The organism is Phytopseudomonas argentinensis (assembly GCF_900113905.1).
Taxonomy (GTDB): Bacteria; Pseudomonadota; Gammaproteobacteria; order Pseudomonadales; family Pseudomonadaceae; genus Aquipseudomonas; species Aquipseudomonas argentinensis.
On the sequence record NZ_FORC01000001.1, the window covers coordinates 91,487 to 112,263 of the forward strand.

The window sequence follows — 20,777 nt, forward strand, 5'->3', positions numbered from 1 at the left end:
ACCCTGCAGGGCTCTCAGCAATCGCTGGCGCGTAGCAGCACCTCAGCCAGCCCCTCGATGCCACGCTGGTCAGCCTCGCTGAAACGCCCTACTCGCGGGCTATCCAGATCCAGCACACCAATCAGTCGACCGTCCTTGATCAGCGGCACCACCAGTTCACTGTTCGAGGCGCTGTCGCAGGCGATATGCCCGGCGAAGGCATGTACATCCTCTACCCGCTGGGTTTGCCGTGAGGCCGCAGCAGCACCGCACACCCCACGGCCGAAGGCGATCCGCACACAGGCCACCTTGCCCTGGAACGGGCCGAGCACCAGTTCGTCATCCTTCACCAGATAGAAGCCGGCCCAATTGAGATCCTCCAATTCGTGATAGACGAAGGCGCTGAACTGCGCGGCATTGGCGATGAAATCCCGTTCACCCGAGAGCAACGCCTGCAACTGTGCGTTCATCAGGGCATAACCGTCCAGGCCGTTGCCCGTCTGGCTCAAATCGATCATTGCGAGTTCTCCAGTAATTGCAGCCCGACCCATTGGCGGGCGAACTGATAGGCGCAGCGCCCGTTGCGATTGCCGCGCCCGGTGGCCCAGCGTACGGCAAGCTTCTCCAGCTCCTCGCTCCACTGCCACTCGAGGCCGGATTGCGCGGCCTGAACCTCGATCCAGTGACGCACCACATCCAGGTAATGCTGTTGGGTGAAGGGGTAGAAGGAAAGCCATAGGCCGAAACGGTCCGACAGGGCGATCTTGTCCTCGACCGCTTCGTTGGGATGCAACTCGCCGTCGACCATCTTGGTATTGGCGTTGTCGCTCTCGCGCTCCGGCACCAGATGCCGGCGGTTGGACGTGGCATACAGCAGTACGTTTTCCGGGGAACGCTCCAGCGAGCCGTCGAGCACGCTCTTGAGCACCCGGTAGTCGCCCTCCCCGGCCTCGAACGACAGGTCGTCGCAGAACAGGATGAAGCGCTGCGGCAGGCTCATCAGTTGCTCCACCACCCGCGGCAGGTCCGCCAGATGGTCGCGTTCGATTTCGATCAGGCGCAGCCCGGCGTTGGCATGCTCGGCCAGCAGCGCCCTGACCAGCGAGGACTTGCCAGTGCCCCTGGCGCCCCACAGCAGCGCATGGTTGGCCGGCATGCCCTGCACGAACTGCCAGGTATTGCGCGCCAGCTGCTCGCGCTGGGTATCGACGCCGATCAGGTCCGCCAGGTGCATGTCGAGGCTGACCTCGAGCCCCTGCAGGTAGCCCGAGCGCCCCTCGCGCTGCCAGCGCGCGGCCAGGGTATGTGTCCAGTCCAGCGGCTCGCGAACGGCCGGCAACAGTGGTTCGAGGCGGGTCAGCACGCATTCGGCGCGAACCAGAAAATCAGCAAAACGGGAATCCACGTAGCAGCTCCTCAAAATATCCGGTCTGTGAGGCAGGCGTGCCGAAAAGCAGGCCAGATCGACTATGCTTGGGCAGCGAACGGAACGAGACATCACCACCCGATATGGAAATACCACTCAGACAGCGACTGTCATTCAAGCAGGCAGGCCTTACCGTTCTGGTCGCCTTCATTCTGGGCGCCCTGCTTAGCCTGGTGCAGATCGGCGTCGATTATGCCAGCGAAGACGCGGCCATCAACCGTGAGATTCGTGCGCTGATGGAGATCAGCCATAATCCTGCCGCGCGAATCGCCTATAACATCGATGCCGAACTGGCCCAGGAGCTGGTGGTCGGCCTACGTCGTTCGCCAGCGGTGACCGGCGCGCGCATCGTCGACAACAGTGGCGAGGTATTGGCCAGCGCCATGCAGCCGCCCATGCAGAGCAACTATCGGATCTTCAGCGATTTCCTGTTCGGTAGCAGTCGCCATTTCGAAACCCGGCTGTCGGTCGACCACGCCCCTGCCGAACAGCTGGGCGTGCTGCAACTGGACGTCGATACCTATGCCTTTGGCAGCAATTTTCTCAAACGCTCGCTGCTAACCATGATCAACGGCTTCACCCGCAGCCTGCTGATGTCGGTGATCCTGCTGGTGCTGTTCTATTTCATGCTCACCAAGCCGCTCACCCAGGTCATCCAGGCCCTCGCTGGCCGTGACCTGCGCACGCCCGACCGCACGCCGCTGCCCTGCCCGCCAGGTCACGAACGCGACGAAATCGGCGTGCTGGTCAAGGTCGCCAACCGCCAGCTTGCCAGCATCGCCACCGAGATCGAACAGCGCCGCAGCGCCGAAGACCGCCTGACCGACTACCTGGGCGAACTGGAAACCATCGTTTCCGCCCGCACCGTCGAGCTGAAAGCGGCCAACAGCCGCCTCAGCCGCTCCAACGACGAGCTGGAGCAGGCCCGCCGCGACGCCCTGGCCATGGCCCAGGCGCGCTCGATCTTTCTGGCCAACATGAGCCACGAAATCCGCACTCCGCTCAACGGCCTGCTGGGTATGCTGGCGCTGTCACTGGAAGGTCCACTGAACAGCGAGCAGCGTCAGCAGCTGTCCATCGCCCACGACTCGGGCAAGGTGCTGGTCGACCTGCTCAACGACATCCTCGATCTGTCGAAATTCGAAGCCGGCCAACTGGAGCTGGAGCGCATCGCCTTCGACCTTGGCGCACTGGTGGAAGGCACCGCCAGCCTGCTGTCGCAAAATGCCCAGCCGGGCGTGGAACTCACCTGTCTGCTCGATCCGAGGCTGCCAGCCCAGGTGCTTGGCGACCCGACCCGGGTCAGGCAGATCGTCAGCAACCTGCTGTCCAATGCGCTCAAATTCACTCGCGAAGGCCGTGTCGATATTCGCATCACGGCCGAGGGCGAGCGCATGCGCATCGAGGTCCGCGACACCGGCATCGGCATCGAGGCAGAGGCCCAGGCACGCATCTTCCAACCCTTCACCCAGGCCGGCGCGAACATCACCCGGCAATTCGGCGGCACCGGCCTGGGCCTGGCCCTGACCCGTCGCCTGTGCGAGGCGATGCAGGGCACGCTCGAACTGCAATCCACACCCGGTATCGGCAGCCGCTTCAGCGCCGTTCTGCCGCTACCGAGCCTGGAGGCAGCGTTGCCTGCGCCGAAGCTGAACGGGCGGGTACTGGCGATCTGTGCTGCCGAGACCGGCCTGGCCGAGCTGCTGCCGGTCTGGGTTGGCAACTGGGGGCTGAGCTATCGGCGCCTGGACAGCGCCCGGGATGTCGAGGCCATCGAGGCCGACGTGATCATCAGCGATTGCCCCAGCTGCATGGAAAGGCTGCGCCAGCAAACCGCTACGCCGATCATTCTGGTAACCGCCTACGGCAGCTTCCTGGGTGCCGAGCAGGCCGCGGCGCTGGCGCCCCTCGAACAGGTCGCCAGGCCCCTCACCCGGCAGCACCTGCTGCAAGCCCTCAACCATGCACTGCAGCATTCCCCAGACGACTCGGCAGGCGCCCTGCCCGCTGCCCCGGTTCCGCGTCAACAGGCGAAGGTATTGCTGGTCGAGGACAACCCGGTCAATCAACTGGTCGCCAAGGGCATGCTGGCCAAGCAGGGACTCGAGGTGGTGCTGGCCAACAATGGCCAGCAGGCCCTGGAGCGACTGCAGGAGCAATCCTTCGCCCTGGTGTTGATGGACTGCAACATGCCGGTAATGGACGGCTACGAGGCCAGCCGGCGGATACGCGAAATGCCCGAGTGGCAGCAGCTGCCGATCATTGCCCTGACCGCCAATGCCTTGTCCGACGAGCGTCAGCGCTGCCTGGCCGCGGGCATGAACGATTACCTGGCCAAGCCCTTTCGCCGCGAAGAGCTGCTCGCCCTGCTCGACCAGTGGCTGCCTGCCTGACCGCCTGCTAACTGGGTAACTGCTCGGCCATGCGCCGCAGCAACGCATCCAGCTGAGCACGCAACGGCTCCAACTGCTCGGTATCGACGCCATGCTCGCACAGCAACTGCCGCTTGAGGGCCGGCACGCGGCAGCGCAATGCACGCCCCTGCTCGCTGACAGCCAGGTGCATCTCGCGTTCGTCCAGGGTACTGCGCCGCCGCTCCACCAGCCCTGCCGACTGCAGCCGCTTGAGCAGCGGCGTCAGGGTGCCCGAGTCGAGCAGCAGGCGCTCGCCCAGGGCCTTGACCGTCGGCTGCGAGGGCGCCCGCTCATCCCACTCCCAGAGCACCAGCATCACCAGGTATTGCGGGTAGGTCAGCTGCAGGCCATCGAGCATCGGCTTGTAGGCGCGCACAACCAGGCGGGACGCGGCGTACAGCTTGAAGCACAGTTGCCGGTCGAGCTGCAGATCATCCCTGGACAAGGGCATCGATCGCCGCCTGCAACGCCTGGGGCTTGGTAGTCGGCGCATAGCGCTTTACCTGGCGGCCATCGCCACTGATCAGGAACTTGGTGAAATTCCATTTGATCCGCTGGGTGCCGAGCAACCCCGGCGCCTGCTGCTTGAGCTGCACGAACAGCGGATGGGCCGCCGCGCCGTTGACCTCGACCTTACGAAAAAGCGGAAAGCTCACCCCGAAATTCAGCTCGCAAAAACTGGAGATGGCCCGCTCGTCCCCCGGCTCCTGCTTGCCGAACTGGTTGCAGGGAAAGCCCAGCACCACCAGGCCTTTGTCGCGATAGGCTTTCCAGAGCGCTTCCAGCCCCTGGTATTGCGGGGTGAAGCCGCACTGGCTGGCGGTGTTGACCACCAGAATCGCCTTGGCGCCAAAGTCGCCCAGGCGCTTCTGCTCGCCAGTGATGGTGGTGCAGGGTATGTCCAGCAACTGTTGGCTCATGGAGGGGAAACCCGATGGTCAAGGAAGGTTAAAGAATAGCCAGCAATTAAATTGCACACAATTTATTTTCGTAAAATAAGGCCCGCCGAGAGCGGGCCGAACGATGGATACGACTGGGTTACGCCTCGTGAGGTACGTGCTTGAGTGACACCGAATTGATGCAGTAGCGCAGCCCCGTTGGACGCGGGCCATCGGGAAACACGTGGCCCAGATGGGCATCACAGTTGCTACAGCGCACCTCGATACGGTGCATGCCGTGGCTGAAGTCCTCCAGCTCGGTAATCACCTGGTCATTGAGCGGCTGGAAGTAGCTCGGCCAGCCACAACCGGAGTCGAACTTGGCGTCCGAATCGAACAGCGGCGTGCCACAGCACACGCATTGATAGATACCGGGCACCTTGCTGTCATGGTACTCACCGGTGAACGGGCGTTCGGTACCACCCAGGCGGCAGACATTGAACTGCGCGTCCGTCAGCTCTTCACGCCAGGTTTCCAGGGGTTTTTCGAGCTTGCTCACAGGCGATCCTCCTCGGGATAAAAAAGCCCTATCTGTATCTTTGCCCGACTCAGGCTGACACGTATGATTCGACACCTCAACCCGCCACGGCTCGCCGCCGCCTCGGCCCCTTGCAGGCCGCCCTCTTCGATTCGGGATTCTTCACCATGCAGGTCAGCAAATCCAACAAGCTCGCCAACGTCTGCTACGACATTCGCGGCCCGGTGCTCAAGCACGCCAAGCGTCTGGAAGAGGAAGGCCAGCGCATCCTCAAGCTGAACATCGGCAACCCGGCGCCCTTCGGCTTCGAGGCCCCCGAGGAAATTCTTCAGGACGTGATTCGCAACCTGCCGACGGCGCAAGGCTACAGCGACTCCAAGGGCCTGTTCAGCGCTCGCAAGGCGGTGATGCAGTACTGCCAGCAGAAGCAGATCGAAGGCGTCGGCATCGAGGATATCTACCTGGGCAACGGCGTCTCCGAGCTGATTGTCATGGCCATGCAGGCGCTGCTCAACAACGGCGATGAAGTGCTGATCCCGGCGCCGGACTATCCGCTGTGGACCGCCGCCGTGGCGCTGTCCGGCGGCAAGCCGGTGCACTACCTGTGCGACGAGCAGGCCGGCTGGTTCCCAGACATCGCCGACATGCGCGCCAAGATCACCCCGAACACCAAGGCGCTGGTGCTGATCAACCCGAACAACCCCACCGGCGCCGTGTATTCGCGCGAGGTGCTGCAGGACATCGTCGAGCTGGCCCGTCAGCACAAACTGGTGATCTTCTCCGACGAGATCTACGACAAGATCCTCTATGACGAAGCCCAGCACATCTCCACCGCCTCCCTGGCGCCGGACGTGCTCTGCCTGACCTTCAACGGCCTGTCCAAGTCCTACCGGGTGGCCGGTTTCCGCTCCGGCTGGGTGATCATTTCCGGCCCCAAGCACAACGCGAAAAGCTACATCGAGGGCCTGGACATCCTCGCCAACATGCGCCTGTGCGCCAACGTGCCCAGTCAGCATGCGATCCAGACCGCCCTGGGCGGCTACCAGAGCATCAACGACCTGGTTCTGCCCAACGGCCGCCTGCTGGAACAGCGCAATCGCACCTGGGAGCTGCTCAACGACATTCCCGGGGTCAGCTGCGTGAAACCCATGGGCGCCCTGTACGCCTTCCCGAAGATCGACCCCAAGGTCTGCCCGATCCATAACGACGAGAAGTTCGTCCTCGACCTGTTGCTTTCCGAGAAGCTGCTGGTCGTCCAGGGCACCGCTTTCAACTGGCCGTGGCCGGACCACTTCCGCGTGGTCACCCTGCCCCGCGTCGACGACCTGGAACAGGCGATCGGCCGTATCGGCAGCTTCCTCAAGACCTATCGCCAATAACTTTCGGCAGCGCGAATGCCCGCCCGGGCATTCGCTTCTCTCGCCGTCCGAGCACATGCCCATGGATCTGCAGATAGACGACTTCTACAAGGACGCCGCCAGCGGTTTGCTGATGCTCTACCAGGCCTTTCCGCGCAAAACCTCGCTGTACGTGGAAGACCTGATCGGCCGGGAAGAGCCGGACGAGTTCGGCTTGCCGAGCAAACGCCATCAGGCCTGCCTGGGCGCGTTGCTGTGGCTGGCCGACGAAGGCTACCTGCGTTATGAATCGACCATCGGTTACGACGCGCTGGATCAGGCGGTGCTGACCGAGAAGGGCTTTCTGCGCCTGTCGCGCGGCATTCCCCGTGCACTTGGCGAAGGCGAGGCACCGCCACCCGCCGTGGATCGGGTACAGGCGACCCTGGCCTTTCAGCTACGCGACGCGCTCGCCCAGCAACATGGTGAACGGATTGCCCGGCTGACCCGCCAGCTCTTCGAACAGCGCCCTCCTGCACCTCACTGAGCGCAACAGCCTGCCACCAATGCGAGGGCGCTGACGGGGTTTTTCTCGGCCTGGATTGAAATAAACGTGAAAAAGCCCATCTAAGCATTGCCGCCGTCGCGGAGCTGCCCCTTCGCAGCCAAGCCAGGCGACACAGTTTGAAATAGTGACTCGGTTGAATAGCCACAGGGTGAGCCCTTATATAGCCGCCGTATCGAGCCTGTCTTTCCCGTGAGGAGTCGTTTCACACCATGATGCGCATTATGTTGTTCCTGGCTACCAACTTGGCGGTACTGGTTATCGCCAGCATCACCCTCAAACTGCTGGGGGTTGATCGCTTCACCGGCCAGAACCACGGCAGCCTGCTGATCTTCTGCGCCGTCTTTGGTTTCGCCGGCTCGCTGATCTCGCTCTTCCTGTCCAAATGGATGGCGAAGATGAGCACTGGCACCGAGATCATCACCCAGCCGCGCACCCGCCATGAACAATGGCTGCTGCAGACCGTCGAGGAGCTGTCACGCGATGCCGGCATCAAGATGCCCGAGGTGGGTATCTTTCCGGCTTACGAATCCAACGCCTTCGCCACCGGCTGGAACAAGAACGACGCGCTGGTCGCCGTCAGCCAGGGCCTGCTCGAGCGCTTCTCGCCCGATGAAGTGCGCGCCGTGCTGGCCCACGAGATCGGCCACGTGGCCAATGGCGACATGGTCACCCTGGCGCTGATCCAGGGCGTGGTGAACACCTTCGTGATGTTCTTCGCACGCATCTTCGGCAACTTCGTCGACAAGGCGATCCTCAAGAACGAGGGCGGCCATGGCATCGGTTACTTCGTGGCGACCATCTTCGCGGAACTGGTGCTGGGTATCCTCGCCAGCATCATCGTCATGTGGTTCTCGCGCAAACGCGAGTACAAGGCCGACGAAGCCGGTGCCAGACTGGCCGGCAAGGGTGCGATGATCGCCGCCCTGCAGCGCCTGCGTGCCGAACAGGGCGTGCCAGTGCAGATGCCTGACAGCCTCACCGCTTTCGGCATCAACGGTGGGCTGAAGAACGGCCTGGCCGGCCTGCTGATGACTCACCCGCCGCTGGAAGAGCGCATCGAAGCGCTGCGCCGGCTGAACTGATCGCAATGCCAGAAAAAAAGGCGACCCTCGGGTCGCCTTTTTCATGCCTGCAAAACGGCTCAGCGCAGCCGCAGGCGATAGACGCGCTCATCCATGCGAGAGAGGCCACGGGCCCTGAAACGGTCCTCCAGGGCATCCTGGCTTTCCAGCAATTCGCTTTCCCATATCTTACCGCTCCAGCTGCGCACCTCGGCATCGGGTACCGAGAACGGCGGGCCATCCATCAGCGTCTGGTCGTAATCCAGGGTCACCAGCAAGCCGCTGCTTCCAGGCAGCAGAACCTGCTGCAAATGCCGCACGTAGCGCTCGCGCAGCTCGGCCGGCAACGCGATCAATGCGGCACGGTCGTAGAACAGCGTACAGGCGGGCAAATGCCGCGCTTCCAGTGCGAAGAAGTCGCCACAGAACAACTCGACACCGCCATGGCGATAGACCTTGAAGGCGCCCTCGCTGGTAATCGTCGGCTGCACGCCCTGTTCGGCGAAGAATGCCGCGACCGCCACCTCGGCCAATTCCACACCCACCACCCGATGCCCGCGCGCCGCCAGCCAGGCGATGTCCAGGCTCTTGCCACACAACGGCACCAGCACGGGCGCCTCGCTCGTACCAGCTACCGCGGCCCAGTGGCGTTGCAGCAAGCCATTGACCTGCCGGGCGTGAAAGCCGATCTGATTGGCGTGCCAGCGCTGCAGCCAGAATGATTCCTGCATGATTTACCCTCGAGACATCAAGAAAACAGATAACACCGAGCAGACTTTAGCCGTTGTTAGGCCAACTTGACTGATGGATCATGACAACATCATCAGGAGAACATCATGCAGCCTAGCCTGTTCATTTCCCATGGCTCCCCCATGCTCGCCCTGCAACCTGGCGCCAGCGGCCCTGCCCTCGCCCGGCTCGCCTCCGAACTGAAACGCCCGGATGCGATCGTCGTGGTCTCAGCCCACTGGGAAAGCGAAGCGTTGCGGGTGATGAGTAGCTCCCAGCCGAAAACCTGGCACGACTTCGGTGGTTTCCCTGCCGAGCTCTATCAGGTGCAGTACCCGGCGCCTGGCTGCCCAAAACTGGCCGAATCCATCGTGCAGCACCTGCGAGCGTCCGGCCTGGACGCACAGGCCGATGAGCGCCGGCCCTTCGACCATGGCAGCTGGGTTCCGTTGTCGCTGCTCTACCCCGACGCCGATATTCCGGTGGTGCAGGTTTCCCTGCCCAGCCGCGAGGGCCCGGGCCTGCAAGTACGGGTAGGCGAAGCGCTGGCCGCGTTGCGCGAGCAGAACGTACTGCTGATTGGCTCGGGCAGCATCACCCATAACCTGGGCGAGCTCGACTGGCGCTCTAACGGCGACGAAGCGGCGCCCTGGGCGCTGGAGTTTCGCGACTGGATGGTCGAACGGTTGCGCGAAGACGATCTGGCGGCACTGCTCGACTACCGCCGCCAGGCCCCCCACGCGCGGCGCAACCATCCCAGCGAAGAACACCTGCTACCGCTGTTCTTCGCCCGCGGCGCCGGCGGCACCTTTGCCATCGAGCACCAGGGGTTCACCCTGGGCGCCCTGGGCATGGATATCTACCGCTTCGGTTAGGGTCTGTTGATGCTTCAACGCGAGCCGCGTTGCCGTGCGTGGAACATCAACAGACCCTGTAGAGCCGCTCCAAGGTGCTGAGCAGCACCTGCACCTTGGTGATCGACTCCTGGTATTCAGCCTGCCAGGCCGAGTCGGCAACTATGCCGCCGCCGCCCCAGCAACTGATCACGCCGTCCTTGGCCAGCAGGCTGCGGATGGCGATGGAGCTATCCATCTCGCCGCGCACATCGAGGTACAGCAGCGAACCGCAATAGGGGCCACGGCGCGTCGGCTCCAGCTCATCGATGATCTGCATCGCACGGATCTTCGGCGCCCCGGTGATGGAACCGCCAGGGAAGGCGCCCAGCAGCAGGTCGAATGCATCCCTGTCCTCAGCCAGCTCGCCGGTCACCGCGCTGACCAGATGGTGCACGTTGGGGTAGCTCTCCAGGGCAAACAGCTCGGGCACCCGCACCGAGCCGATACGGCAGCTACGCCCTAGGTCGTTGCGCAGCAGATCGACGATCATCAGGTTCTCGGCGCGATCCTTGGTGCTGGCGAGCAACAGCCGAGCGTTGTGCGCATCCTCCTGCTCGTCATGCCCACGCGGCTGCGTGCCCTTGATGGGCCGCGTCTCCACCCGGCCCTGGCTGACCTGAATGAAGCGCTCGGGCGACAGGCTGAGCAAGGCGCCCCCACAGGGCAGGGTCAGGTAGCCGGAGAACGGTGTCGGACAAGCGGCGCGCAGCGCGCCATAGGCCTGCCACGGCTCCCCCTGATAGGGGGCTCGAAAGCGCTGAGCGTAATTGACCTGATAGCAGTCGCCGGAGGCGATATAGGCCTGGATCCGGGCGATGGCCTCGGCGTAACGCGCCTGCTCGATATCGGCCTGAAACGGCGCCAGCAAGGCGAATGATGCCTGCCCCTCGGCCTCGCCCGCAGGCTCCTCGAACAGCGCCAGCAGGCGCGCCTGCTCGGCCGCCGGCAAGGTGGGATGGAACACCAGCTGGCTGGTGCGCGCCTGGTGATCGCTGATCAATGCCCAGGCATACAACCCGAAGACCGCGTCCCCCAGGCCCAGATCGTCCCGGGCTTGCTCTGGCAGCCTTTCGATACGACGGCCGAAGTCGTAGGCCAGGTAGCCGAGCAGGCCACCGGCAAACGGCAGTTCGACCCCGGCCGGCAGCTGGGCCGGCCCCAGGATCTCAAGCTGCTCGCGCAAGCGCGCGAAGAACGCAGCGCCCGACTCACCCTGCCCTGGCGCCAGTTCGGCCACTGGCCAGGCGCTGAGCAGATCATAACGACCCCGCGCCGCCGCAGGCCGGCCCGCATCGAGCAACACCGCGCCCGGCGCCTGGCGCACGGGCTGGAAATAAACGGCGGGATCGGCCTGATACGGCAGCAGATGGACGAGACAGGTAGGCATTCGATAGATCACACAAACGGGGACGGCAGATTGTAGAGCCGCGCGCGTCAACGTCCTAGGGGACGTTGCCACTGGAGCGCGCTGCAAACGACCGTGCAGGGCCCAGAAACGACTCGGGGGAGCCATTGGCTCCCCCGAATCACTGCAGCACTGCCGATCAATCTTCGCGGTAGCGACGCAGCTTCAGCGGCTTGCCGGCAACCCGGGTGTCCTTGAGCTTGGTCAGCAGACGCTCCAGGCCATCTTCCGGCAGCTCCACCAGGCTGAAGCTCTCGCGGATCTGGATACGACCGATCGCCTCACGGGCCAGGCCGCCCTCGTTGAGGATCGCGCCCAGCAGGTTCTTGGCGGCGATACCGTCACGGGCGCCCAGCGCGGTGCGGCAACGCGCACGGCCTTCGCCCAGGGGCATCGGCGCACGACGCTCACGCGGCTCACCGCTGCGCTCGCCATCACGCTCACGACGCTCGCGGGGAGCACCACCAACGCCCGGTACCAGCGGCTGCTCGCGCTCGACGCTGGCCAGATCCAGAGCTTGGCCGTTGGTAGCCTTCTTCAACAGCGCAGCGGCCAGGGCCCGCGGGCTGCAACCGATGTCGGCGGTCAGACGGTCGAGCAGATCGCCATGGCTGGCTTCGGCGTCGGCCACCAGCGGTGCCAGGCTGTTGGTGAGCTTTTTGATGCGAGCATCCAGCACCTGCTGAGCGTTGGGCAGCTTGACCTCGCCAACCTTCTGGCCGGTCACGCGCTCGATCACCTGCAGCATGCGGCGTTCACGCGGGGTCACCAGCAGCAGTGCGCGGCCATCACGGCCGGCACGGCCGGTACGACCGATACGGTGCACGTAGGACTCGGGGTCGTACGGCATGTCGACGTTGAACACGTGGGTGATGCGCGGCACGTCGATACCACGGGCGGCGACGTCGGTGGCCACGACGATGTCCAGGCGGCCATCCTTGAGCGACTCGATGACACGCTCACGCTGGTTCTGGGCGATGTCGCCATTCAGCGCGGCAGCCTTGAAGCCCTTGGCCTCCAGCGCGGCGGCCAGATCCAGGGTGGCCTGCTTGGTACGCACGAAGGCGATCAGCGCGTCAAATTCCTCGACTTCCAGCAGACGCAGCACGGCGTTGGTCTTCTGGTCGGCGTGGATCATCAGGTGCGCCTGCTCGATACGCGAGACGGTCTGGGTCTTGGCGGCGATCTTGATGTGCTGCGGCTCGCGCAGGTGCTTCTCGGCGATGGCGCGGATCGAATGCGGCAGGGTCGCGGAGAACAGCACGCTCTGGCGGCTTTCCGGCATGGCCTCGAAGATCACTTCGAGGTCGTCCATGAAGCCCAGCTTGAGCATTTCGTCGGCTTCGTCGAGTACCAGGTACTGGATGGTCGACAGGACTTTCTCGTCGCGACGCAGGTGGTCGACCAGACGGCCCGGAGTAGCGACGATGACCTGAGCGCCCTGGCGGATGGCCTTGAGCTGCGGGCCCATTGGCGCGCCGCCGTAGACGGCGACCACGTTAAGGCCAGGCATCTGCTTGGAGTAGGTTTCGAACGCCGTGGCAACCTGCAGAGCGAGCTCGCGGGTCGGGGCGAGAATCAGCGCCTGGGGCTCACGCTTGGCCGGGTCGATTTTCGACAGGATCGGCAATGCGAAGGCGGCGGTTTTGCCGGTGCCGGTCTGCGCCTGGCCGATCATGTCCTGGCCGGAGAGGATCACCGGAATGGCTTGCGACTGAATGGGCGACGGCTCTTCGTAACCGACGGCGGTCAGTGCGGCGAGAATATTGGAGTGAAGTCCGAGTGCGGCGAAGCCGCCGATTTCCTGGGTCATGGGTCTGCCTCTGAGTGCATCCGCAAAGACCCATGTTCCAAAGCTGCGCATGCCATGTAGGACCTTGTGGGTCACCCTGGCAGCCTGGTCGGCGGGGATTTGCGAAAACGTGGTGAAAAGTGAATCGTCAAGATAGCCCGCTTGGCGGACTGGCTGCCGGAAAGCTTCCGGGCGAGTTGCACTACTTGAACGTGGCCATGAATTGGCCGGCGCGTACTATACCGGAATTCATACAGACGTGTGCGCTTTTTCACACAACAAAATAGCTGAACGGCAGGTAACGGCCGGCTCGCGACAGTATGCCGCAGCCTCGGGTTCTGATCGAATGGTCAGGCCCTGCCGGTGAGCTGGGCTTCGATCGCCGCCTTGTCGACCACCGACCAGACTTCGCCGATCTTGTGGTCGCGAAAGGCGTAGAACACGTTCTCGCTGAAGGTCACCTTGCGGCCATTGACCGGCAAATCGAGAAAGCGCCCCTTTGGCGTGCAGTGGAAATCCAGGCGGCTGGCGATCATCGACTCCTCGCAGGTCAACAGGCGAATGTTGAACTGCAGGTCGGGAATCTCCCGATAGTCGCGCTCGAGCATTTCCCGGTAGCCGTCAAGCCCCACCCGCCGGCCGTTGTGGATCACGTCGTGGTGCACGAACTGGCCGAGGCTCGCCCAATCCTGGCGATTGAGGCACTCGATGTAGGCACGATACACGGCGGGAAGATCGTGGTCGCTCATGACAGGGCTCCTTGGCAGTGGGCTGGAAGCCTTTGGCGGATCGCGCAAACCACGAGGGGCTGCGCTCGATAGCCGAGGCCCTAGAAGGACAGCGCCAGTGCCGGTTAATTCCCGACCCTAGCTGGAGATGCGCACGGCATCGATCAGGGGCTGCAGCGAGTAGCCGAGCTGCGCCTGCAGGGCTGCAGCGCGCCGACTCAGCGCCTCGCGGTCGAACTGCTGATCGAGTTCGGCCGGTACCAGCACCACGACGTTGCCCTCCACCACCGGGCACTCCCAGTAATGGCGGTGATAGAGGCCGCGCAGCAGCGCCGCGCCCAACGGCTTGCCGTCATCGCCGGCCCACTGATTGATGATCAGCCAGCCACCGGGGTTGAGCTTGGCCCGACAGTCGTCGAGAAAGCGCCAGGCCAGATGGCCCACGCCGGGGCCGGTGTCGGTATACAGGTCGACGAAGATCAGGTCCGCGCTTTCCGCACTGGGCAGCAGTTCCATGGCGTCGCCGATGCGCATGGTCAGGCGCGGATCGTCTTCCAGGCCCAGGTACTGCATGGCCAGGCGCGGCACATCGGGGCGCAGCTCGATGGTTTCCACGTCCTCGAGGGGCAGGAACTTCAGGCACGCCTGAGTCAGGTTGCCGGCGCCCAGGCCGAGGAACAGCGCGGTTTCCGGCGCCTCATGGCACAACGCGCCCATGAACATGGCGCGGGTGTAGTCATATTCCAGCCAGCTGGGGTCGGCGGTGAACACGCAGCTCTGTTCGATCGCCTCGCCGAACTCGAGAAAGCGGTACTCGCCGATCTCCACCACACGGATCACGCCGAAGGCGTCATGCACCTCGGCCAGCACCACCTCGTCCTTCATGTCCTCTACCGGGGGCAAGCCAGGCATGCGTACACACTCCACCATCGCGTTTCCCGGCTCCAGCCGGGCTGCCGCCGATTGTCGGCGATGCAGCGCATTCAGGTCACGCGCTAAATGCCTGGCGGTGTCGCCGATCACCATGCGTCGCTGCGCAGGGTGATCGGTTACCATGACCAATCGCCAACAAGAGATGCCGCCATGAGTCAGCCCTGGAGCCCCGACAGCTGGAGAAACCACCCCATCCAGCAACAACCTCAGTACCCGGACGCCGTGAAGCTCGCCCAGGTCGAACAGACCCTGGCCAGCTTTCCGCCATTGGTATTCGCCGGGGAGGCGCGCGAGCTGCGCAAGCAATTCGCCGAGGTCACCCAGGGCCGCGCCTTCCTGCTGCAGGGCGGTGATTGCGCCGAGAGCTTCGCCGAATTCAGCGCGGCGAAGATCCGCGACACCTTCAAGGTGCTGCTGCAGATGGCCATCGTCATGACCTTCGCAGCCGGTTGCCCGGTGGTGAAGATCGGCCGCATGGCCGGCCAGTTCGCCAAACCGCGTTCGGCCAATGACGAAACCATCGACGCTGTCACCCTGCCCGCCTACCGTGGCGATATCGTCAACGGCATCGGCTTCGACCCAGCCAGCCGCGCGCCGGATCCGCAGCGCCTGCTGCAGGCCTACCACCAGTCCACCGCTTCGCTGAACCTGCTGCGCGCCTTCGCCCAGGGCGGCTTCGCCGACCTGCATCAGGTGCACCAGTGGAACCTGGACTTCATCGCCAACTCGGCCCTGGCCCAGAAGTATCACCAGTTGGCTGATCGCATCGACGAGACCCTGGCGTTCATGCGTGCCTGCGGCATGGACGGCGCGGCCCAGGTACGCGAAACCAGCTTCTTTACCGCCCACGAAGCCCTGCTGCTCAACTACGAAGAAGCCTTCGTGCGCCGCGACAGCCTGACTGGCGGCTTCTACGACTGCTCGGCCCATATGCTGTGGATCGGCGACCGCACCCGTCAGGTGGACGGCGCCCATGTCGAATTCCTGCGTGGCGTGGGCAATCCCATTGGCGTCAAGGTCGGGCCGAGCATGACCGATGAGGACCTGATCCGCCTGATCGACATTCTCAATCCGGACAACGACCCGGGCCGCCTTAACCTGATCGTGCGCATGGGTGCCGACAAGGTCGAAGCCGGCCTGCCAAGGCTGATCCGTACCGTGCAGCGCGAAGGCCGCCAGGTGCTATGGAGCAGCGACCCGATGCACGGCAACACCATCAAGGCCTCGAGCGGCTACAAGACCCGCGACTTCGCGCAGATTCTCGCCGAGGTGCGGCAGTTCTTCGCCGTGCACCACGCCGAGGGCACCTATGCCGGCGGTATTCACATCGAAATGACCGGCCAGGACGTCACCGAGTGCATCGGCGGCGCCAAGCCGATCACCGAGGCCGGCCTGTCCGATCGCTACCACACCCACTGCGACCCGCGAATGAACGCCGACCAGTCCCTGGAACTGGCCTTCATGATCGCCGAGACACTCAAGCAGGTACGCCGCTGAGCCGCTCGGTAGGCTGAACCAAGCAGGCCGACGGGCGGTCTTCACAACAGGGCCTCGATGCATTTGGCACACGAGGCTCATCATTCGATAGAAGGAGTCGCACATGCCCTGGTATGCCTGGTTGATCCTGATTCTGGCGATCGGCTCCATCGTCGGTGGCCTGCTGATGCTGCGCGACAGCGCCAAGAAGCTGCCGCTCAGTGAAGAGCAGCTCAAGCGCATCCACGAGCGCGAAGCCGAGCAGAATGCCAAGGACGCGCAAGATCGCTGATCGAGCCGCAACAGGCTGACCCCACCAGCCTGTAAACTGCGCCTCCACCCAGGAGGCGCAATGCCGTTGATACCCCGCCTGCTACTGCCCTGCTGCCCGCTCCTGGCGGGCATGCTCATGGGTGACATCGACCCTGTCGGCTTGTTACTCGCCTGCCTGTTCATTGCCCTGGTACTGGCACCGACGCCCATGCCTCGAGGGCTCTGGAGTGTGCTGGTGATAGCTGCCAGCATACTACTGGCGGCCCATCTGCTCCCCGGCTTCAGCCCATGGGTTATCGCCGCTCCCCAGCGCATCAGCGCCGATGCTGCGCCTTACCTGTTGCGGCTGTCGTGGGACAAGTTGCTGGTCGGCTGCACCCTGCTCGCCTGGTGGCTGGGCCTGCCGCCGAGGCCAGCGCCACGGCCCGCCTTGATTGCGCCGATATTCATCGCCACGCTGCTGGCGGTACCAGGCCTTGCGCTGGCGCTGGAGGTGGTCGCCTGGCAACCGAAGTGGCCGACCCTGCTGGGCGCCTGGCTGGCGATCAACCTGGCCGTCGCGGTACTGGCCGAGGAGCTGTTGTTTCGGGGTTTGCTGCAAGCACGCCTGGTGGCCTGGCTAGGGGTATGGCCGGGCGTAGTGCTGACGGCGCTGCTGTTCGGCGCCGTGCATATGCCGTACAGCCCGACCTTTGCGGTGGTGGCCGCCGTGGCGGGGCTGGGTTATGGCCTGGTCATGCGGGTCAGCGGCCGGCTGAGCCTGGCGATTGCCCTGCACGGCCTGGTCAATCTGCTGCATTTCACCTTGCTGAGCTATCCGCTGCGTATCACCTAGGCAACGGGAAACAGCTAGCGGCGGAACTCGAACTGCAGTTCGGCGCCTTCGACCGCATTCCAGTATTCGGAGCCCAGCTCGCCAGTCAGCAGCTTGCCACTGACCTGGAAGGGATTGAGCGAAGGTTTGCGCTCCTCGAAGAACGACGGCAGGATCGGCGGCGTGCCATCGGCAGCAGCCCGATCCTCGGCATCCAGGGTGGCGGCCAATTCTGGCGGCAGACTCAGATCCAGCTTGGTCTTGGGTGGCGTGTGGGCAACCTTCTGCCGGGCCTTCTCGGGCTTGGCACGTTGGGCGGCCTTTTTCGGCTCGGCGGGCGCCACTTGCTGTGCGGCTTGAGGTTGCGCCTCTGCGGCCTGTGGCTGGGCAGCCGGCGCCTCGGCCCGAGCGGCTGGCGGCTCACGCTTTTCGACCGGCTGGACCGGCTTGGCGGGCTCGGCGGCCACTGCCGGCTCACTGTTCTTGCGCGGCACGTCCTTGCCCTGCTCATCGGAGCCACAGGCACTGAGCAGTACGGCAAGACACAGCGGCAACAACAGATAGCGCATCGAGACCCTCGCAACGGTTTTTCGTGATCTGGTAACCCTGCATTCTAAAACGGCTGGACGATAACGCCAGCCTAGCTGCCGAATGGCACCACCGCCCGTCGTCCTCTCTCCTCAATCATCGGGCAGGCGCTGCAACTCGGCCTCGATATCCAGCATCGGGTAGCGGCCTTGCAACTGTTCGATGCGCTGCTGCGCCTGGCCTGCTTCACCACGCGCTCGCAGCTCGGCAATCTTGCGCAATGCAGCGAGCACATCCGCGGGCGGCGGCGCCGCTTTTGCCGCCATGCGCGCCATGACCCTAGGTGCGTCGGCCATCTCGGCCATTGGCGCCGGGCTGACGGGGGTCTGCAAGGCCATGGGCGCCTGGCGCTGCATGGCGGCGGCCGGGGCATCGTAGCGAGCAGGCGGCTGATCCAGGGTCTGCAGGCTCAACCCGAGCCCCAGGCCCAGCAATGCCAGGCAACCGAAAGCGGCCGACCAGCGCCCGCGCACCGAGCCCGCGGACACCCTGTCTTGCAAGCGCTGCCAGAAGCCCGGCGGCTGGCGTCGGGTTGCGGCGAGCTCGGCAGCGGCGAGAATGCGCGCATCGAGCGCCGCCCGGGGCTGCTCGCGACTGTGTTCGCGGACATGCCGCAGCAGCTCGTCGTGATCGTGACGATCATCGTTCATGGCGATACCTCTTCAGCCGTACCGAGCAGACGACGCAGCTTGTGCATCGCATAGCGCAGGCGACTCTTTACCGTTTCTGCCGGTGTGCGGGTCAGCTCGGCAATTTCGTGCAGCTCCAGCTCGCCATGGGCGCGCAGCAGGAACACCTCGCGCTGCTCGGCCGGCAAATCGGCAAGTGCAGCCTGGATGCGCGCCTGGTCCTGGCTGAGGCTGAGCTGCCGCTCGGGGTCTGGTTCGGCGACGGGCTGGTCATGCACCTGTTCATCGAAGCTTTCTTCACACTGCTGACGCTTGCCCTGCTTGCGCCAGTGGTCGATTAGCCGATTGCGCGCGATCTGATACAGCCAGGTCTTGAACAGCACCGCGGCCTCACGCTGCAGCGCCTCGCTGCGGATCAGGCTCATCCAGGTGTCCTGGAATACCTCTTCGGCCACGCCATGGTCACCACACAGGCCGACTAGAAAGCGAAACAGGCCGAGGCGATGCCGCTCGTAGAGTTGCGTGAAGGATGCGGCGTCACCGGCCCGATAGCGGCGCAGCAGTTCGGCGTCGCCGGGCTCGGCAATGGCTGAAGGGTTGGCGGTCACACTCACTCGGCTCCGATGGCGCGGGAGTCGCCAGTTTGCAGGCTTTGCGCCAGTTCCACCAGTTGCACGAATTCGTTGCGCAGGCCGAATGGGTCATCGCCACGACTGCCACGCGCCAGTGCCGCGGTAGCCGCCCAGTCGAAGCGGCCGGTGTAACGGCCGCCGCTCAACTGCTGGGCGAAAGCCGCCACGGCGGTGGCAAAGCGCAGATCTTCACTGGCCTTGGCGATAGGCACGATGGACGCTGGTGCCCTGATAGCGGTCTCAAGCAACCGGCTGTGGTTCTGCTCGGGCGCCTTGTAGCGGATGCGCAACCAGGCCAGCTCGCCCGCGCCTGGCGCCGTTGAAGAAGCCTGGCGATAGCGCAGTGGCTCCAGCCAGCCACGACTGCCGACCGGCACGATTTCGTACATGGCCGTCACGCTATGACCGGCGCCGATTTCCCCGGCATCGACCTTGTCGTTGCTGAAGTCCTCACGTTTCAGGGCGCGGTTCTCGTAACCGAGCAGGCGGTATTCGCTAACCTGCGCCGGATTGAATTCGACCTGAATCTTCACGTCTCGCGCTACCGTGGCCAGGGTCGAGCTGAGCTGCTCGACCAGCACCTTGCGCGCCTCGCGCAGGTTGTCGATATAGGCGTAGTTGCCGTCGCCAGCATCGGCCAGCTGTTCCATCAACTGCTCGTTGTAGTTGCCCGTGCCAAAGCCCAGGGTGGTCAGCGAGATACCACTCTTGCGCTTGTCGGCAGCCAGCGCCTTGAGGCTGTCGAAGTCGCTGATGCCGACATTGAAGTCGCCATCGGTGGCCAGCAGGATGCGGTTGATGCCACCCTTGATGAAGCCCTGCTGTGCCTGCTGGTAAGCCAGCTGGATGCCCGACTCGCCGGCCGTCGAGCCACCAGCGCGCAGTTGCTCGATAGCCGCGCGGATCTGCGCCTTTTGCGAGCCAGCGGTGGGTTCCAGCACCACACTGGAATCTCCGGCGTAGACCACCAACGAAACACGATCCTCGGCGCGCAACTGCTCCACCAGCAGCTTCAGGGTGCTCTGCACCAGCGGCAGGCCGTCGGGGCGATCCATGGAACCGGACACGTCGACGAGAAATACCAGATTGGCGGCTGGCAACTGGGCAGCCTGCATGTCGGAGGCCTTTATGGCGATGCGCAGCAGGCGGCTCTGGGAGTTCCAGGGTGTCACCACCAGCTCGGTATCAACGCCGAACGGCGCGTTGCCGGTGGGCAAGGGATAGGCATAAGGGAAGTAATTGACCAGTTCCTCCAGGCGCACCGCCTCGGCGGGCGGCAGCCGGCCTTCGTTGAGGAAGCGGCGCACGTTGGCGTAACTGCCGGTGTCGACATCAATGCTGAAGGTCGACACTGGGGCCTCGGCAACCGACTGTACCGGGTTGGCAGCCAGCCGCTGGTAGTGCTCACGGCCCTCGGCCTGCGCTGCATACGAATGCTCGCGAGCGGCCGGCGCGGCCAGGCGCGTGGTCATCGGCGCCGGGACGATGGCCGGCCCGACCGAGAGCGCTTTGGCAGCCTGTACCGGCTGGGCGGGTGGTGAATCGAGGGTGGGATTCTGACCGGCACTGCAGGCGGCCAGTGACAGCACGACGCTGCCGGCAATGCTGTACGACACAAAGGAATGGTTGCGCATGGTGCTTCTCCTGGATCGAAAGAGCGCTTCGATCCAGTAGACGCAGG

Annotated in this window: 22 protein-coding genes; 8 read left to right on the forward strand and 14 right to left on the reverse strand. The window is 64.2% G+C overall.

Annotated elements, in window-relative coordinates:
- Positions 1–14: 14 nt before the first annotated feature.
- Both BM154_RS00320 and BM154_RS00325 read right to left on the reverse strand, forming a co-directional pair.
- A complete protein-coding gene (locus BM154_RS00320) occupies positions 15–497 on the reverse strand; it encodes a GAF domain-containing protein (RefSeq protein ID WP_074879486.1) in 483 nt (160 codons plus the stop codon).
- Positions 494–1,384, reverse strand: a complete 891-nt coding sequence (locus tag BM154_RS00325; RefSeq protein ID WP_074879489.1) for an ATP-binding protein — start codon at positions 1,382–1,384, stop codon at positions 494–496. Before BM154_RS00325 ends, BM154_RS00320 begins: the two co-directional genes overlap by 4 nt.
- 104 nt (positions 1,385–1,488) lie before the next feature.
- Between BM154_RS00325 and BM154_RS00330 the strand changes: the two genes are divergently transcribed.
- The gene (locus tag BM154_RS00330; RefSeq protein WP_074879492.1) at positions 1,489–3,798 is read left to right on the forward strand and encodes a hybrid sensor histidine kinase/response regulator; all 2,310 of its coding nucleotides are present in this window, start codon (positions 1,489–1,491) and stop codon (positions 3,796–3,798) included.
- Positions 3,799–3,805: 7 nt separating this feature from the next.
- Here BM154_RS00330 and BM154_RS00335 read toward each other — a convergent pair whose 3' ends face one another.
- The 3 genes from BM154_RS00335 to msrB all read right to left on the reverse strand — a co-directional run bounded on the left by BM154_RS00335 (position 3,806) and on the right by msrB (position 5,256).
- Positions 3,806–4,270, reverse strand: coding sequence for a MarR family winged helix-turn-helix transcriptional regulator (locus BM154_RS00335; RefSeq protein WP_074879495.1), 465 nt, complete (start codon positions 4,268–4,270; stop codon positions 3,806–3,808).
- Positions 4,251–4,739, reverse strand: a complete 489-nt coding sequence (locus tag BM154_RS00340; protein ID WP_074879498.1) for a glutathione peroxidase — start codon at positions 4,737–4,739, stop codon at positions 4,251–4,253. Before BM154_RS00340 ends, BM154_RS00335 begins: the two co-directional genes overlap by 20 nt.
- A gap of 118 nt (positions 4,740–4,857) precedes the next feature.
- On the reverse strand, positions 4,858–5,256 hold the full coding sequence (gene msrB / locus BM154_RS00345; RefSeq protein ID WP_074879501.1) for a peptide-methionine (R)-S-oxide reductase MsrB: 399 nt from the start codon (positions 5,254–5,256) through the stop codon (positions 4,858–4,860).
- Positions 5,257–5,402: 146 nt separating this feature from the next.
- Between msrB and BM154_RS00350 the strand changes: the two genes are divergently transcribed.
- The 3 genes from BM154_RS00350 (at position 5,403) to htpX (ending at position 8,222) form a co-directional block, all read left to right on the forward strand.
- Positions 5,403–6,614: a pyridoxal phosphate-dependent aminotransferase gene (locus BM154_RS00350; protein WP_074879504.1), complete on the forward strand. Its 1,212-nt coding sequence runs from the start codon at positions 5,403–5,405 to the stop codon at positions 6,612–6,614.
- 61 nt (positions 6,615–6,675) lie between these two features.
- Entirely contained in the window at positions 6,676–7,119 is a 444-nt protein-coding gene (locus tag BM154_RS00355; protein ID WP_074879507.1) for a hypothetical protein, read from the forward strand.
- A 230-nt stretch (positions 7,120–7,349) separates the two neighbouring features.
- A complete protein-coding gene (gene htpX, locus BM154_RS00360; RefSeq protein WP_074879510.1) occupies positions 7,350–8,222 on the forward strand; it encodes a protease HtpX in 873 nt (290 codons plus the stop codon).
- A gap of 59 nt (positions 8,223–8,281) precedes the next feature.
- On the opposite strand, the gene BM154_RS00365 is transcribed toward htpX, so the two are convergent.
- Positions 8,282–8,932 carry a thiopurine S-methyltransferase gene (locus BM154_RS00365; protein ID WP_074879513.1) on the reverse strand — a complete coding sequence of 217 codons (651 nt, stop codon included), beginning with the start codon at positions 8,930–8,932 and terminating at the stop codon, positions 8,282–8,284.
- Positions 8,933–9,037: 105 nt separating this feature from the next.
- Here BM154_RS00365 and BM154_RS00370 point away from each other — a divergent pair, with 105 nt between their 5' ends.
- Complete coding sequence (locus tag BM154_RS00370) at positions 9,038–9,805, forward strand: DODA-type extradiol aromatic ring-opening family dioxygenase (RefSeq protein ID WP_074879515.1); 768 nt, start codon at positions 9,038–9,040, stop codon at positions 9,803–9,805.
- A 46-nt stretch (positions 9,806–9,851) separates the two neighbouring features.
- On the opposite strand, the gene pabB is transcribed toward BM154_RS00370, so the two are convergent.
- The 4 genes from pabB to BM154_RS00390 all read right to left on the reverse strand — a co-directional run bounded on the left by pabB (position 9,852) and on the right by BM154_RS00390 (position 14,663).
- On the reverse strand, positions 9,852–11,213 hold the full coding sequence (gene pabB, locus BM154_RS00375; RefSeq protein WP_074879518.1) for an aminodeoxychorismate synthase component I: 1,362 nt from the start codon (positions 11,211–11,213) through the stop codon (positions 9,852–9,854).
- 157 nt (positions 11,214–11,370) lie between these two features.
- Complete coding sequence (locus tag BM154_RS00380; protein ID WP_074879521.1) at positions 11,371–13,044, reverse strand: DEAD/DEAH box helicase; 1,674 nt, start codon at positions 13,042–13,044, stop codon at positions 11,371–11,373.
- A 329-nt stretch (positions 13,045–13,373) separates the two neighbouring features.
- A complete protein-coding gene (locus tag BM154_RS00385) occupies positions 13,374–13,772 on the reverse strand; it encodes an ester cyclase (protein WP_074879524.1) in 399 nt (132 codons plus the stop codon).
- Between the two features lie 117 nt (positions 13,773–13,889).
- On the reverse strand, positions 13,890–14,663 hold the full coding sequence (locus BM154_RS00390; protein WP_074879527.1) for a spermidine synthase: 774 nt from the start codon (positions 14,661–14,663) through the stop codon (positions 13,890–13,892).
- 171 nt (positions 14,664–14,834) lie between these two features.
- Between BM154_RS00390 and BM154_RS00395 the strand changes: the two genes are divergently transcribed.
- The 3 genes from BM154_RS00395 (at position 14,835) to BM154_RS00405 (ending at position 17,268) form a co-directional block, all read left to right on the forward strand.
- Positions 14,835–16,181: a class II 3-deoxy-7-phosphoheptulonate synthase gene (locus tag BM154_RS00395; RefSeq protein ID WP_074879530.1), complete on the forward strand. Its 1,347-nt coding sequence runs from the start codon at positions 14,835–14,837 to the stop codon at positions 16,179–16,181.
- A 103-nt stretch (positions 16,182–16,284) separates the two neighbouring features.
- A complete protein-coding gene (locus BM154_RS00400) occupies positions 16,285–16,452 on the forward strand; it encodes a DUF2897 family protein (protein WP_074879532.1) in 168 nt (55 codons plus the stop codon).
- A 60-nt stretch (positions 16,453–16,512) separates the two neighbouring features.
- Positions 16,513–17,268, forward strand: a complete 756-nt coding sequence (locus BM154_RS00405) for a CPBP family intramembrane glutamic endopeptidase (RefSeq protein WP_074879535.1) — start codon at positions 16,513–16,515, stop codon at positions 17,266–17,268.
- A gap of 14 nt (positions 17,269–17,282) precedes the next feature.
- On the opposite strand, the gene BM154_RS00410 is transcribed toward BM154_RS00405, so the two are convergent.
- The 4 genes from BM154_RS00410 to BM154_RS00425 form a co-directional block, all read right to left on the reverse strand.
- Positions 17,283–17,816: a hypothetical protein gene (locus BM154_RS00410; protein ID WP_074879539.1), complete on the reverse strand. Its 534-nt coding sequence runs from the start codon at positions 17,814–17,816 to the stop codon at positions 17,283–17,285.
- A gap of 111 nt (positions 17,817–17,927) precedes the next feature.
- The gene (locus tag BM154_RS00415; protein WP_074879542.1) at positions 17,928–18,485 is read right to left on the reverse strand and encodes a hypothetical protein; all 558 of its coding nucleotides are present in this window, start codon (positions 18,483–18,485) and stop codon (positions 17,928–17,930) included.
- Positions 18,482–19,072, reverse strand: a complete 591-nt coding sequence (locus tag BM154_RS00420; protein WP_083414408.1) for an RNA polymerase sigma factor — start codon at positions 19,070–19,072, stop codon at positions 18,482–18,484. The genes BM154_RS00415 and BM154_RS00420 overlap by 4 nt, the downstream gene beginning before the upstream one ends.
- Before the next feature lie 2 nt (positions 19,073–19,074).
- A complete protein-coding gene (locus BM154_RS00425) occupies positions 19,075–20,730 on the reverse strand; it encodes a vWA domain-containing protein (protein WP_083414409.1) in 1,656 nt (551 codons plus the stop codon).
- Positions 20,731–20,777 lie beyond the last annotated feature (47 nt).